Origin of the sequence: Rhodanobacter humi, from assembly GCF_041107455.1 — a bacterium.
In the GTDB taxonomy this organism is placed as follows: Bacteria; Pseudomonadota; Gammaproteobacteria; order Xanthomonadales; family Rhodanobacteraceae; genus Rhodanobacter_A.
In genome coordinates, this window is the sequence record NZ_JBGBPY010000001.1 from 1,472,515 (window position 1) to 1,484,927 (window position 12,413).

The 12,413-nt window shown below is 68.1% G+C and carries 12 protein-coding genes; 3 read left to right on the top strand and 9 right to left on the bottom strand.

Annotated elements, in window-relative coordinates; all coding sequences use genetic code 11:
• The first annotated feature begins 20 nt into the window (after positions 1 to 20).
• Positions 21 to 1,088, top strand: a complete 1,068-nt coding sequence (locus tag AB7878_RS06490; protein WP_369493577.1) for a serine hydrolase domain-containing protein — start codon at positions 21 to 23, stop codon at positions 1,086 to 1,088.
• A 221-nt stretch (positions 1,089 to 1,309) separates the two neighbouring features.
• Positions 1,310 to 2,128 carry an N-acetylmuramoyl-L-alanine amidase gene (locus tag AB7878_RS06495; protein ID WP_369493578.1) on the top strand — a complete coding sequence of 273 codons (819 nt, stop codon included), beginning with the start codon at positions 1,310 to 1,312 and terminating at the stop codon, positions 2,126 to 2,128.
• Here the strand turns inward: AB7878_RS06495 and AB7878_RS06500 are convergent.
• The 9 genes from AB7878_RS06500 to AB7878_RS06540 all read right to left on the bottom strand — a co-directional run bounded on the left by AB7878_RS06500 (position 2,125) and on the right by AB7878_RS06540 (position 11,342).
• Positions 2,125 to 2,763, bottom strand: coding sequence for a hypothetical protein (locus tag AB7878_RS06500; RefSeq protein WP_369493579.1), 639 nt, complete (start codon positions 2,761 to 2,763; stop codon positions 2,125 to 2,127). The two genes, AB7878_RS06495 and AB7878_RS06500, sit on opposite strands and share 4 nt — an antisense overlap.
• 20 nt (positions 2,764 to 2,783) lie before the next feature.
• Positions 2,784 to 4,259 carry an anthranilate synthase component I gene (gene trpE / locus AB7878_RS06505; protein ID WP_369493580.1) on the bottom strand — a complete coding sequence of 492 codons (1,476 nt, stop codon included), beginning with the start codon at positions 4,257 to 4,259 and terminating at the stop codon, positions 2,784 to 2,786.
• Between the two features lie 262 nt (positions 4,260 to 4,521).
• On the bottom strand, positions 4,522 to 6,534 hold the full coding sequence (locus tag AB7878_RS06510; RefSeq protein ID WP_369493581.1) for an ATP-binding protein: 2,013 nt from the start codon (positions 6,532 to 6,534) through the stop codon (positions 4,522 to 4,524).
• Positions 6,535 to 6,541: 7 nt separating this feature from the next.
• Positions 6,542 to 7,126 (bottom strand): hypothetical protein, encoded by a 585-nt coding sequence (locus AB7878_RS06515; RefSeq protein WP_369493582.1) that lies wholly within the window; start codon positions 7,124 to 7,126, stop codon positions 6,542 to 6,544.
• A 2-nt stretch (positions 7,127 to 7,128) separates the two neighbouring features.
• Complete coding sequence (gene pdsR / locus AB7878_RS06520) at positions 7,129 to 7,818, bottom strand: proteobacterial dedicated sortase system response regulator (RefSeq protein ID WP_369493583.1); 690 nt, start codon at positions 7,816 to 7,818, stop codon at positions 7,129 to 7,131.
• Between the two features lie 763 nt (positions 7,819 to 8,581).
• Positions 8,582 to 9,358 carry an SEL1-like repeat protein gene (locus tag AB7878_RS06525; RefSeq protein ID WP_369493584.1) on the bottom strand — a complete coding sequence of 259 codons (777 nt, stop codon included), beginning with the start codon at positions 9,356 to 9,358 and terminating at the stop codon, positions 8,582 to 8,584.
• A gap of 103 nt (positions 9,359 to 9,461) precedes the next feature.
• Complete coding sequence (gene rpe, locus AB7878_RS06530; RefSeq protein WP_369493585.1) at positions 9,462 to 10,130, bottom strand: ribulose-phosphate 3-epimerase; 669 nt, start codon at positions 10,128 to 10,130, stop codon at positions 9,462 to 9,464.
• Between the two features lie 85 nt (positions 10,131 to 10,215).
• Entirely contained in the window at positions 10,216 to 11,022 is an 807-nt protein-coding gene (djlA, locus tag AB7878_RS06535) for a co-chaperone DjlA (RefSeq protein ID WP_369493586.1), read from the bottom strand.
• Positions 11,019 to 11,342, bottom strand: coding sequence for a c-type cytochrome (locus AB7878_RS06540; RefSeq protein ID WP_369493587.1), 324 nt, complete (start codon positions 11,340 to 11,342; stop codon positions 11,019 to 11,021). The genes djlA and AB7878_RS06540 overlap by 4 nt, the downstream gene beginning before the upstream one ends.
• A gap of 116 nt (positions 11,343 to 11,458) precedes the next feature.
• On the opposite strand from AB7878_RS06540, the gene AB7878_RS06545 reads away from it, so the two are divergent.
• Positions 11,459 to 12,355, top strand: a complete 897-nt coding sequence (locus tag AB7878_RS06545) for a phosphoribosylaminoimidazolesuccinocarboxamide synthase (RefSeq protein ID WP_369493588.1) — start codon at positions 11,459 to 11,461, stop codon at positions 12,353 to 12,355.
• Positions 12,356 to 12,413 lie beyond the last annotated feature (58 nt).

The following is a 12,413-nucleotide window of genomic DNA, read 5'->3' on the forward strand; positions in this document are numbered from 1 at the left end:
GCCGTGCCTGGAGGTTTATCATGCGTCTCGCCACCATCCTCGCCCTGTCGCTTCTCATCACCGGCACTGCAAGCGCATCGACCACCGACGCCATCCGGAACGCCAACCGCCTGATGCAGCCTTACACCGGCGACGTCCCCGGCGCCTCGCTGCTGGTCATCAAGGACGGCAAGCCTCTGCTCGACCGCGGCTACGGCATGGCCGACCTGGAGCACCACGTCGCCGCCTCCCCGGCCACCGACTACCGCCTCGCCTCGGTCACCAAGCAGTTCACCGCCGCCGCGATCCTGCTGCTGGCACAGGACGGCAAGCTCAAGCTCGACGACTCGATCCGCCACTGGCTGCCCACGCTGCCGACCTTCACTGCCCATGTGACGTTGAGCGAACTGCTCTGCCACACCGGCGGCCTGCTCGACTACGAGGACCTGATCCCGCCCGACACCACGAAGCAGCTCAACGACAACGACGTGCTGCGCATGATCGCCGCCACCACGCACGGCTACTTCCCGCCCGGCACCGCCTACCGCTACAGCAACACCGGTTTCGTGCTGCTCGGCCTGGTGGTGGAGAAGGCCTCAGGCGTGACGTTGCAGGACTTCCTCGCACGGCGCATCTTCCAGCCGCTGCACATGGACCACACCCTGCTCTACGTGCACGACGACACCATGCCTTCAAAGAGCGGAGTGCCCAACCGCGCGTACGGCTACAGCGAAACCGACGGCCAATGGCAGCGCACCGACCAGGATCTGACCAGCGCCACCCGCGGCGACGGCGGCATCTATTCCAGCATCGACGACCTCGCGAAATGGGACGCTGCGCTGTACGACGACCGCCTGCTCAGCGACGCCTCGCGCAAGCTCGCCTTCAGCCCGCATGCGAAGGTCGTGGGCGAGCCGTACGAAGCCAGTTACGGCTACGGTTGGCGCATCACCGGCGACACGCTGTGGCATTCAGGCGAGAGCATCGGCTTCCGCAACGTGATCGTGCGTTGGCCGAAGCAGCACCTCACGGTGATCCTGCTCAGCAACCGCAACGACCCTGAGCCCTACCGCACCGTGCTGGCGATTGCGGAGCCGTTCCTGCATTGAACATCATCGCCCCCACGGCCATCACCGTCATTCCGGCGCAGGCCGGACAAGCGCGAAGCGCGCAGAACGTCTGCATAGCAGACGGCCCCGCAGGGGCGAGCGCAGCGAGTCATCCAGTCGGGGAACTCGTGCGAAGCACACAATACCTGTTTCGTGTGCTTCGCACGCATGCTTCACTGGATTCCAGCTTTCGCTGGAATGACGGGCAAAATGCAGAAGCCATGAAACCCATCGCCATGCTACAGACACACCCCACACCCCGCCTCCTGCGCACCGCCATCCTGCTGCTGTCGCTCGCACTGCTTGCCGCCTGCGCGCCGCTGCCGCTGCGCAACCCGCTGGCCACCTGGGTGCCCTCGCCGAACCACGACGTCCGCCGACCGGTGCTGATCGTGCTGCACTTCACCGACGAGCACTCCGCGCAGGAAGCGCTGGACACCTTGCGCACGAAGAACAGTGGCGGCCCGGTGAGCGCGCATTACCTGATCGGCAGCGACGGCCACATCTACCAATTGGTGCCCGACCAGTTGCGCGCATGGCAGGCGGGGCCGGGACGCTGGGGCACCATCACCGACCTCAATTCGGCCTCCATCGGCATCGAGCTGGACAACGACGGCCATTCGCCGTTCGCCCAACCGCAGATCGCCAGCCTGCTGCGCCTGCTCGCCGACCTCACCACGCGGCTGCACATCCCGCCCACCCAGATCATCGGCCACGAGGATCTCGCGCCCGGTCGCAAGGACGACCCCGGCCCGCTGTTCCCGTGGCAGCAACTCGCCGACGCCGGCTTCGGCCGCTGGCCGCACGGCCCGTTGTGCGACCCGCCGCCCGGCTTCGATCCGTGGATGGCGATGGCCGTGGTCGGCTATGCGCTGGACGACCGCGCCGCCGCCGTGCGCTCCTTCCACCACCACTTCCGCGGCATGCAAGGCGACACGCTGGATGCCGAGGATCTGCGCATCCTCTACAACCTTGCGCAGCAGATCGAGCCAAGCGCGAACACCTGCGTTGCGCCTACGACGCAAACGTCGGCCGGCTAAGGGCGAACCAGCACGCTCGCGGTATAGCTCTCCACCACCAGGCTGAAGGGCTGGTTGTTCTGCGTGTACAGCAAGGCGCGGTGTTGCAGCACGTGGGACGGGATCGCCAATGGCTGGCCGCTGGCCGGCGGCAGGGCGGCGCCACTGTCCCAGCCTTGCGGCAACGGCGACCACAGCAGCTCGGCGGAGAGCGTCTGGCGGCGGAAGTGCAGCGGTTGCACCACCTTGCCGAACGGTACGTCGGTAGTGTCGAGCTGCCGGTTCATCGCCGCGGTCAGCCGCGACGGCACGTACCAGTTGTCGGCATCGGAAAGCACCGTGTCGCCGCAGGCCAGTTGCACGCGGCGATAGCGCACCGACTCACCCGCACCAATGCCGAGCAGCGTGCGACCGTCCGGCGGCAGCGGCTTGTCCCCGCCCTGCACGCGATGCGCCACGATCTTTGCCGGCGCCGCCAGATGATGCGCACTGCACCAGCGCTCCAGCGTCAGCGTGGCGCTGGGATGACTCAGCAACTCGGCGTTGAGCGTCTGCAACTCGGCCAGCGCCTGCGTGCGGGCGAGCGGCGTGTCCGGCCAGCCCCCACGCGCGGAGGCGACCGGCGCAACCAGCAGCGTCAGCGCAACGCACGCCACGAGGTTCCGCGAACGCACGCCTACAAGCCCTGCGCCGCCTGCGCCACTGCGCGGAACAGCGCGCGGCCCTTGTTCATCGTCTCCTCCCACTCGGCGGCGGGGTCGGAGTCGTAGACGATGCCGGCGCCGGCCTGCACGTGCAGGCGGCCGTCCTGGATCACCGCGGTGCGGATCGCGATGGCGGTGTCGGCGTCGCCCCACCAGCCGATCCAGCCGATCGCGCCGGCGTAGATGTTGCGCTTGTAAGGTTCGAGTTCCTGGATGATTTCCAGCGCGCGGATCTTCGGTGCGCCGCTGAGCGTGCCGGCCGGGAACGTGGCCTTGAGCACGTCCATGTAGCTGAGGTTCGGCTTCGCCGTGCCCTGCACCTGCGAGACGATATGCATCACGTGCGAGTAGCGCTCGATCGCGAAGGATTCGGCGACTTCCACCGTGCCGGTCTCGCTGATCCGGCCGATGTCGTTGCGTCCCAGGTCGATCAGCATCACGTGCTCGGCGCGCTCCTTGGGGTCGGCCAGCAGCTCCGCTTCCAGCGCCTGATCCTCGGCCTCGGTGGCGCCGCGCTTGCGCGTGCCGGCCAGCGGACGCACCAGCACCTTGCCGTCCTTCAGCCGCGCGAGGATCTCGGGCGAGGAGCCAACGATCTGCGTCCGGCCCAGGTCGACGAAATACATGTACGGCGAGGGATTCAGCGCGCGCAGCGCGCGGTACACGTCCACCGGCCGCGCATTGAAGCCCACGCTCAGACGCTGCGAGGGCACCACCTGGAAGATGTCGCCGGCGCGAATGTATTCCTTCGCGCGTTCGACCATCGCCTCGAATTCCTCGCGCGTGAACGAGGATTTGAAATCGCTCTCGTCCAGCGCGGTCGACTGGGTGAGCTGCGGATACGAGGCACCACCCTGGCGCAGCCGGTAGACCAGCGCATCGAGCCGGCGTTGCGCCTCGGCATACGCCTGCGGCTGCGCCGGATCGGCATGCACGATCAGGTACAACCGACCCTTGAGGTTGTCGAATACCGCGACCTCCTCGGCCAGCATCAGCAGCACGTCGGGCGTGCCCAGCTCGTCGGCGCGATCCCACTGCGCGAGGCGCGGCTCGATGTAGCCGATGGTCTCGAAACCGAAGTAGCCGACAAGACCGCCCGAAAACGCGGGCAGCTGCGGCAGTCGTGGCACGTCGTATTGCTGGCGCAGCCGCTCGATCTCGCCCAGCGGATCGTCCAGGTGACGACGCTCGGTGATCTCGCCCGAATCCTCCACCTCCAGTTCATGCCCGCGCAACCGGTACACCCGCTTCGCCGGCAAGCCGATGATCGAATAGCGTCCCCAGGTGGCGCCGCCCTCGACCGACTCGAACAGGAAGGTGTACGGGCCATCGGCCAGCTTCAGGTACACCGACAGCGGGGTGTCGAGGTCGGAAAACACCTCGCGCACCAGCGGGATGCGGGTGTGGCCTTGCGCGGCCAGCGCGTCGAAATCGCTACGGGAGATCACGGGGAACAATCCGGACGGGGACGGGTTGCACACGATAGCAGGGCCACGCGGTTTTCCGTATGGACGTCCGAACTTGCAACTCCCTCTCCCCCAAGCTCGCTTGGGGGAGAGGGCTGGGTGAGGGGGCGCTTTCATTCCGCGGACTTCCGGAGCAAAAGCCCCCCTCTCCCTAACCCTCTCCCCCATCGGCAAGCCGATGGGGAGAGGGGAAACAGCAGCGATGCGAGCGCGTCACAGAAGGAGGATGAAGCTCCTTAGCTCTTCAAAGCCGCTGCCGCGGCATGCCATGCAAGCGCAGGCTGAACGCCACGCCGCTGCCGTCGTCGAGGTTGCGCGCGCTGGCCACGCCGCCGTGGCGTTCGGCCACCAGCCGCACCACGTACAGGCCCAGACCCAGGTGCGGCGCGTCGCCGGGGGTGGCTTTGTCGCGCAGGCTCACCAGCGAATCGAACAACCTCCCCTGCATCGCCGCGGGCAGCGGCGGGCCCTGGTTGGCCAGCTCGATCTCGGCCCCGCCGTCGACGGCGCGCAGGCTGAGCCGCAACCAGCCGTCCGCCGGGGTGAACGAGAGCGCGTTGTCGAACAGCTTGTCCAGCGCCTGGGCGATCGGCTCGGGCGCACAGTGCAGGTGCAGCGGCGCATCGGGCAGCATGCAGTCCAGCCGCCGCGCACCGGCCAGCGGCCGGTAGGCCTCGGCGCAGCCGCGTACCACCTCGCGCAGGTCCACGTCTTCCGGCTCGGCGGCGGCGATCGCGCGCTCCATGCGGCTGGCCTCGCTCATCGCGCGCACCAGCGCGCCCAGCCGCGCCACGCCGTCGCGGGCGCGAGCGAGGTAGGGCTGGGCATCCGGCGGCAGCTCGGCGTGTTCCAGGTTGTCCAGCGAGGACTTCACGATCGCCAGTGGCGTGTTGAGCTCATGCGAAAGCTTCGAGGCCAGCGTGCGCAGGTAGTCGGTGTAGCCGCCCACCGCCTCGAACAGCCGCTCGAAGCTGCGCGCGAGGTCGCCGATCTCGTCCGGCGCGTCGGTCATCGGGAAGCGGCCACGCTCGAACAGGCCGTCCAGACGTCCATCCGACAGCTGCGCACGCTCGGCCGCATTGCGCAACCGACCCAGCCGCAGGCTGAGCCGGGTCGCGAACCACAGCAGGATAGCGCCGGCCAGCAGCAGCACGCCGAAACTGGTCAGCAGCAGGCCGAACAGTGCGCGGTTGGCCAGCAGCGGCACCGCACGACTGGCCTGTTCCAGCAGCAGCACGCCGACAGGCTTGCCGTCGCTCTCGATCGGCACCGCTGCGCTCAGCACCACGCTGCCGCGCTCCTCGCCGCTGCGCCACACGCTCACCGGCGTTCCGGTGCGGGCGCGCAGCACTTCGGGCGTGTCCAGCCGCGGCACGTCCTGCGCCCACAGGTTCGCGTCCTCCAGCCGTGTGGCCAGCAGCGAACGGTAGACCATGGATGCGAACCAGCCAGGCTGGCCGTGCGCGCCGGGCGCGGTATCCAGCCGACCGCTGCGCGCCAGCAGCCAGCCTTGCGGCGACAGCACGCGCGCCTGCGTGCGCTCGGGCGCGAGGCTGGCGAGTTCGGCGGACAGCGCGGCCGAATAGTCCAGCAGCGGTCGCGTTTCCACCGCCATGCGGTCGCCACCGGCCACCGCGACATAGGCGCCGATGCCCAGCATCTGCAACTGCAAGCTGCGCGGCAGGCGCAACTCGATGCGAAAACCGCTGCCGTCCTCCTGCCATTGCGCCGGGAATTCCGCGGGCAGGCCGGCCACCGGCGGCCCCAGCGCACGGGCCGCGATCGTGCCGGGCGCATCGCTTTCCAGCAGGTAATGCTGCTGGCCGGAAGCATTGCCCAGCACCAGGTTGAGATGATCGGCGGCCAGCGCGTTCGCGCCGTCCTGCGCGTCGGCGCGGGTACGCCGGGTGTCGCGCACCTCGGCATAGAGGTACAGCCCGCTCGCATCCTCGGCCAGCAGCAGCTTGCCGCGGGTGCCGAACGGCTGGCTCCACGGCGTCAGCGGCGCCCAGTCGTCGCCGTAGCCGTCCACGGTGATCGGGTTGGCCGCCTGCTGCACGTACCAGGCCGCTTCGCCCTGCGGCAGCGGCGCGTGCGTCACCACCAGACTGCGCGCCACCGCGCGCGCGGAGGCGATCAGCGCTTGCGCCTGTCCTTCGCGCAGCAGCGCCTCCATCTGCCGCACGTACAGCCAGCCGGCGACCGGCAGCGCCAGCGTGCACAGCGCGACCAGCAGCAGCTTGCGGCGCAGGGTCATCGTGTCGTCAGGATTTCTTGGCCGCGGGCGGCGCCACGTAACGCAGGTAACGCGCGTTCGTCGCCACCCGCATGAAGGCGTCGAGCAACGCACGCTGCGTGACATCGCCGTCGGCGAAGCTCATCGACCAGCTCAGGCGGATGCCGCTGGCCACGCCCGGATCGCAGAACACCACCGCATCGTCGATGCGGTCGCTGCCCTCGTACACCACGCCCCGGCACGGCATGTGCGGGTTGTGGATGCGGATGGCGGTGGCCTTGCCCGCTTCATCGCGCTGCAGGTACTGCTTGCGGTCGGCCGCCAGCTCGTCGGCCAGCGTGGCCAGCTTGCGCGGCCACACGTTGAGCACCATCACGCGCTCGGGCTTGCCGGTCCATTCGCCCTGGTAGAGCACGGCATCGACGCCGATCGCCTTCGCATACATGCAGCAATCGCGCGTCCAGCCGGGCGGACTCGCCACCGCGATCGCCCAGGCGGGCGCCTTGCCGTCGCGCACGCCGTGTGCCAGCACGTCGTCAGTCGGTGCGGCAGCCAGTGCCGCAAAAGGCGCGAGCAAGGTTAGCGCCAGCAGCAACTTCCTCGTCGCACGCATGCTCACGGCTTCCACCGGTAACCCACGCCGTGCACGGTCTCGATCGCGTCGAATTCCGGCGCCACCGCGATGAACTTCTTGCGGATGCGCTTGATGTGCGAGGTGATGGTGGCGTCGTCCACCACCAGTTCCGCCTCGCGCATCAGCTGGTCGCGGTTCTTCACGTGGCCGGGGAAGCGGATCAAGGTGTGCACCATCCAGAACTCAGTGACGGTGAGCGGCACCTCGGCGCCGTTCCAGGTGATGCGCATGCGCTCGGATTCCATCTTCAGCGGGCCGTGCTCGATCACCGTCTCGCTGGCCGCCGGCGCCTTCAGCGACTCGATGCGGCGGAACAGCGCGGCGATGCGCGCGGCGAGCTGGTGCAGGCTGGTGTCCTTGCTGAGGTAGTCGTCCGCGCCCAGACGCAGGCCGGAGATCACGTCGAAATCCGAATCGCGCGCGGTGAGGAAGATGATCGGCAGCGTCGCCGACTTCGCGCGCAGTTCACGGCACAGGTCGAAACCGCCTTCCGGCTCGTCGCCGAGGCCGATGTCGATGATGACCAGCTCCGGCAGCCGGATCGCGAACGCGTTCGACGCCTCCCGACGCGAGCCGTAGCCGCGGGTGTCGTAGCCGAAGCGGTTCAGCGCCTCGACGTAATTGGCGCGGATCAGCGGCTCGTCTTCGACGATGGCGATATTGCGACCCATGGCGGCTCCCGGCTTTGTGATGCTGCGATGCGATGGCGCGCAGCGTGCTATGTGCGCGCCGATGGCGCAAGCCGCATGCGGGCGCTGCCCGCGTTTTGCCACAACCCAGCGGCAAGCGGCCCTTGCCGCGCCGCCCGCGCGGCCGCGCCGGGGCGTGAGATGCATCCAACGCCCTCCGGAATGCCGCCATGCCCCGCCACGATGCCACCGACCGCGACCCCAACGCTGAACTGCGCAGCTTCGAGCCGCTGCGGGTGACGCTGGCGCTGGGCGCCCTGCTGCTCGGCCTGCTACTGGGGCTGCACTGACACCGTTTATCCGTGGAAGGCCAGTGTGCGGCTGGCGCGCAGGGAGGCGCGCCGGTCGCGGGGCATGAAGATGCCTTGGCACGACGGCCCATCCAGCCAACCCCGTTCCTCCAACATGGTGGTTCCTTTCATCCCCTCCGAGCGAGGGGATTTTTTTGCGGCCACCATCGTTGACGCGATGTCACGCAACTCCCGGCGCCGTTTGGCGGGAACCAATCCGGCCAGGCCCGGTCAGTCTTCTTGACTGGCGCCATTCCATTGCCGTGGATGGCGCCGATGCGGCCGATGGACCTCCCCTCCGCGACGACCGCATCCGCGCCACGGCGCCGGTCGATGGTGTCTCCTCGCACGTCATGCAATGACGTTTGCCCCGGCGTGACCGTTATCGCGCCGGGGTTTTTTGCGTGTCTGTGGCGCCCTCAACGCTTCCTGGAAGCCGCTTCTGCCGACCTTGGCTATCTGCCGCCGGCGGATGGCTGCTCCCGCTGGTTGTGATCGTCATTCCGCACCGGCTGCAGTGCACCTACGCTCACATGCCCCACCCAGCCCTCGAAGTACATGTCGCCGATCCGGTTCAACCGCGTAACGGCTACCGAGGAGCTTGGACAAACCGGATTGCCCTGGTCGATGGCAACACCGCCTGCAATGCCTGCAATGCCTGCAATGCAAAGGTCACTGGGATAGGGCTCGAATCGCGAGAGTTCATGCATCTCGCGATCGAAGCGTCGTTGCGCCCGCCGCGCCGCTACCGCATCGGCATAAACTGGCAGCAGCGAGGCATACCTCGTCTGAGCCTGCTGCCGTTCGGTGGTCGTGGCCTTGCCATACGCGGAGGCAAACACAGCCCCATAAACGCGATCGCCACGCTCGGCGGCCAGACCCAGCCAGGCCAGACCCAGCGGGCGATTGGCCGTGACCAGTTCGCCATTGAAATACATCAAGCCCAGTGCGTACTGGGCCTTCTTGCTGCCCCAGCCCGCCGCCAGTTTCAACATCTCCAGCGTGCCGACCGCATTGTTCCGCTGCCGTTCGCGTGCTGCCAGGCAGAAATTCACTTCGCCCGGCAGGAAGCGATAGAGGCTGTCGTTGCACTCGATCGAGGCTTCTTTCGACGTGCCACCCGTGGCGGGCACGGGAAGTGGTTCGGCCGGCAACGAACCGGCAATGACGAGTCCGCTCATCAAGAGCCATGCTCGTGCTGCGCGCCCCACCCCCCGATCGATCGTGATCATCGCTGCCTCCCTTGGCGGTTCCGCATGATCCTACGATCAAGGCCTCCATGGCGACAACCGGCTAAATCACGGGACTTTCCTTGCTCCCGGGCGACTCAGTACGTCAGCCGATGGCCGCACGCATCGCTGCGATCTCGGCGCGGTAGTCCTTCGCGTGGAAGATCGCCGAGCCGGCGACGAAGGTGTCGGCACCCGCGGCGGCAATCGCACCGATGTTGTCGGCGGTGACACCGCCGTCGATCTCCAGTCGCACGGCGAGGCCGCGCTCGTCGATCATGCGACGCACGCGGCGCAGCTTCTCCAGCGCCATCGGAATGAACTTCTGCCCACCGAAGCCGGGGTTCACCGACATGATCAGCACGAGGTCGAGCTTGTCCAGCACGTAGTCGAGGCAATCCAGCGAAGTGGCGGGGTTGAACACCAGGCCGGCCTGGCAGCCGGAATCCTTGATCAGCCCGATCGTGCGGTCGATGTGCTCGCTGGCCTCGGGGTGGAAGCTGATCAGGCTGGCGCCGGCCTTGGCGAAATCCGGCACGATGCGATCCACCGGCTTCACCATCAGGTGCACGTCGATCGGCGCCGCGATGCCGTACTTGCGCAGCGCGGACAGCACCATCGGGCCCATCGTGAGGTTGGGCACGTAGTGGTTGTCCATCACGTCGAAATGCACCCAGTCCGCACCCGCGGCCAGCGCGGCGGCGGTGTCCTCGCCCAATCGCGCGAAGTCGGCGGCGAGGATGGAGGGGGCGATGACGGGGCTCTGCTTGCTCATGGGCATGATTCCTGTAGGAGCGCACCCTGTGCGCGACCGCTCTGATATTGAACGAAGCCAAGGCATTCGCGCACAGGGTGCGCTCCTACTTGAAGCCGCGTTCCGCCTTGATCCGCTCGTAGGCGGCGTTGATCTCGCTGGCGCGGGCCTCGGCCTGCCTGCGCATCGCCTCGGGCAGGTCGCCGAGGCGGTCGGGGTGGTGTTCGGAAATCAGCTTGCGGTAGGCGCGCTTCACCGCACGGTCGTCCGCGCTGCGCTCGATGCCGAGCACGGTGTAGGGATCGGGGCCCTGGGTATTGCGCTGCGGCGGCACGTAGCCGCCACCGCCGTAGCTTTGGCCGCCGCGGCCGCGCGCACCGCCAGCGTTCCACGCGTAGCCCTTCATCGCCATCAGCGCCATCAGCTCCATGTCGCTGATGCGCAGCGCGAACGCGAGCTGGCGCAGTATCGCCATCTTCTCCGGCGGCGGATTGCCTTCGGCGAGCACGGTGTCGATCACCACGTCCAGCACCGGGAACGCATGGTCGCGGCGCAGGCCGGCCCACCGACGCAGCTCATCGATGGTCGGCGTGACGTCGAACTCCGGCTGCTTGCCGGCGTTGAAGCTGGCGATCGCCTGCTGGCGCTGCACGGCGTCCAGGCCCATGCGCGCCATCATGCGTTCGGCCACGGCGATCTCGGCCTCGGAGACGCGGCCGTCGGACTTCGCCACCGCACCCAGCAGCGCGAACAGCGGACCGACGAAGCCGCCCGCCTCCGGCGTCGCCTGCTTGCGCTGACTGTGGCGCAGGTTGTCGAACACGAAGCCGATGATGGCGCCGGTGATCGCACCGGGCAGGTGGCCGATCAAGAGGCCGAAGAAGCCGAACCAGAGCGTGTAGGTGAAACTCATGGCTGGCCCGCCGGCGTCAGGGTCTGCGCGCTGTACCAGCGCGCCAGCGCGTCCAGCTCGGCGTCGCTGAGCGGGCCGAGCGCGGCGCGCATCACCGGCACGTCGCGGCGGCCATCGCGGTAATCCTTCAGCGCCTGGCGCAGGTAATCCAACCGCTGCCCGGCAAGGTTCGGCGCGCCGGGCATCACGGCCATGCCGGTGTCGCCGTGGCAGGCCGCGCACAAGCCCAGCCGCGACGGCTTCGCCGCGGCGGACGTCGGTGTCTGGGCCAGGCCCGGAAGGGCGACGGTGAGGCAGAGTGCCGCGATCAAAATGCGCATCGACGGAAGCTGGGGCCGAAAGCCGCGAATTCTAGCAGCCTGCCCGCGGCGCACCGCGGCAATGCGACGCCAGCCGCTACAATGAGCGCTTCCCTCCTCGCCACGGAACCGCCGTCGTGCCCACCACCTTGCCGCAATCGAACCTGCCAGGCCTGGAACTGATCCACCGCGGCAAGGTGCGCGATGTCTACGCGCTGGACGAACAGCGTCTGTTGATGGTGGCCACCGACCGACTCTCCGCGTTCGACGTGGTGATGCCGAACCCGATCCCCGGCAAGGGCGAGATGCTCACCCAGATCTCCAACTTCTGGTTCGGCAAGACCGCGCACCTGATCCCCAACCACCTGCTCGACGTGCCGCTGGCCGAGGTGCTGCCGCCCGGCACCGACCTCGCGCTCTATGCGAAGCGCGCCGTGGTGACGCGCCGGCTGAAGCCGGTGCCGGTGGAGGCGATCGCGCGCGGCTACCTGATCGGCTCGGGCTGGAAGGACTACCAGAAGACCGGCGCGGTGTGCGGCATCACGCTGCCCGCGGGCCTCAAGCAGGCGCAGCAGCTGCCCGAGCCGATCTTCACGCCCTCGACCAAGGCCGCCGTGGGCGATCACGACGAGAACGTCAGCTTCGACGCCGTGGTGAACCTGGTGGGCCGCGAGCTGGCGGAAAAGGTGCGTGACGCCACGCTGGCGATCTACAAGTGGGCCGCCGCCTATGCCGCCGGGCGCGGCATCATCCTCGCCGACACCAAGTTCGAGTTCGGCACCGACGCCGACGGCAAGCTGTACGTGATGGACGAGATGCTCACGCCCGACTCCACGCGCTACTGGCCCGCCGACAGCTACCAGGTCGGCATCAGCCCGCCCAGCTACGACAAGCAGTTCGTGCGCGACTGGCTGGAGGCGCAGGGCTGGAACAAGTCCCCGCCCGGCCCGGTGATCCCCGACGAGGTGATCGCGCGCACCGCTGCGAAGTATGGTGAGGCGCTGGAGCGGCTGGCCGGCATCAAGCTGGACTGACGATCGGTTCGTAGGAGCGGCTTCAGCCGCGATTGCCTGGCGTGTGTGGAAATCGCGG

Coding starts and splice junctions, on each gene's coding strand:
- AB7878_RS06515 (WP_369493582.1), bottom strand. CDS start 7,126: ATGCGTGCGACGAGGAAGTTGCTGCTGGCGCTAACCTTGCTCGCGCCT.
- rpe (WP_369493585.1), bottom strand. CDS start 10,130: ATGAGCAAGCAGAGCCCCGTCATCGCCCCCTCCATCCTCGCCGCCGAC.
- AB7878_RS06490 (WP_369493577.1), top strand. CDS start 21: ATGCGTCTCGCCACCATCCTCGCCCTGTCGCTTCTCATCACCGGCACT.
- AB7878_RS06525 (WP_369493584.1), bottom strand. CDS start 9,358: ATGATCACGATCGATCGGGGGGTGGGGCGCGCAGCACGAGCATGGCTC.
- djlA (WP_369493586.1), bottom strand. CDS start 11,022: ATGAGTTTCACCTACACGCTCTGGTTCGGCTTCTTCGGCCTCTTGATC.
- AB7878_RS06495 (WP_369493578.1), top strand. CDS start 1,310: ATGAAACCCATCGCCATGCTACAGACACACCCCACACCCCGCCTCCTG.
- AB7878_RS06510 (WP_369493581.1), bottom strand. CDS start 6,534: ATGACCCTGCGCCGCAAGCTGCTGCTGGTCGCGCTGTGCACGCTGGCG.
- pdsR (WP_369493583.1), bottom strand. CDS start 7,818: ATGGGTCGCAATATCGCCATCGTCGAAGACGAGCCGCTGATCCGCGCC.
- AB7878_RS06540 (WP_369493587.1), bottom strand. CDS start 11,342: ATGCGCATTTTGATCGCGGCACTCTGCCTCACCGTCGCCCTTCCGGGC.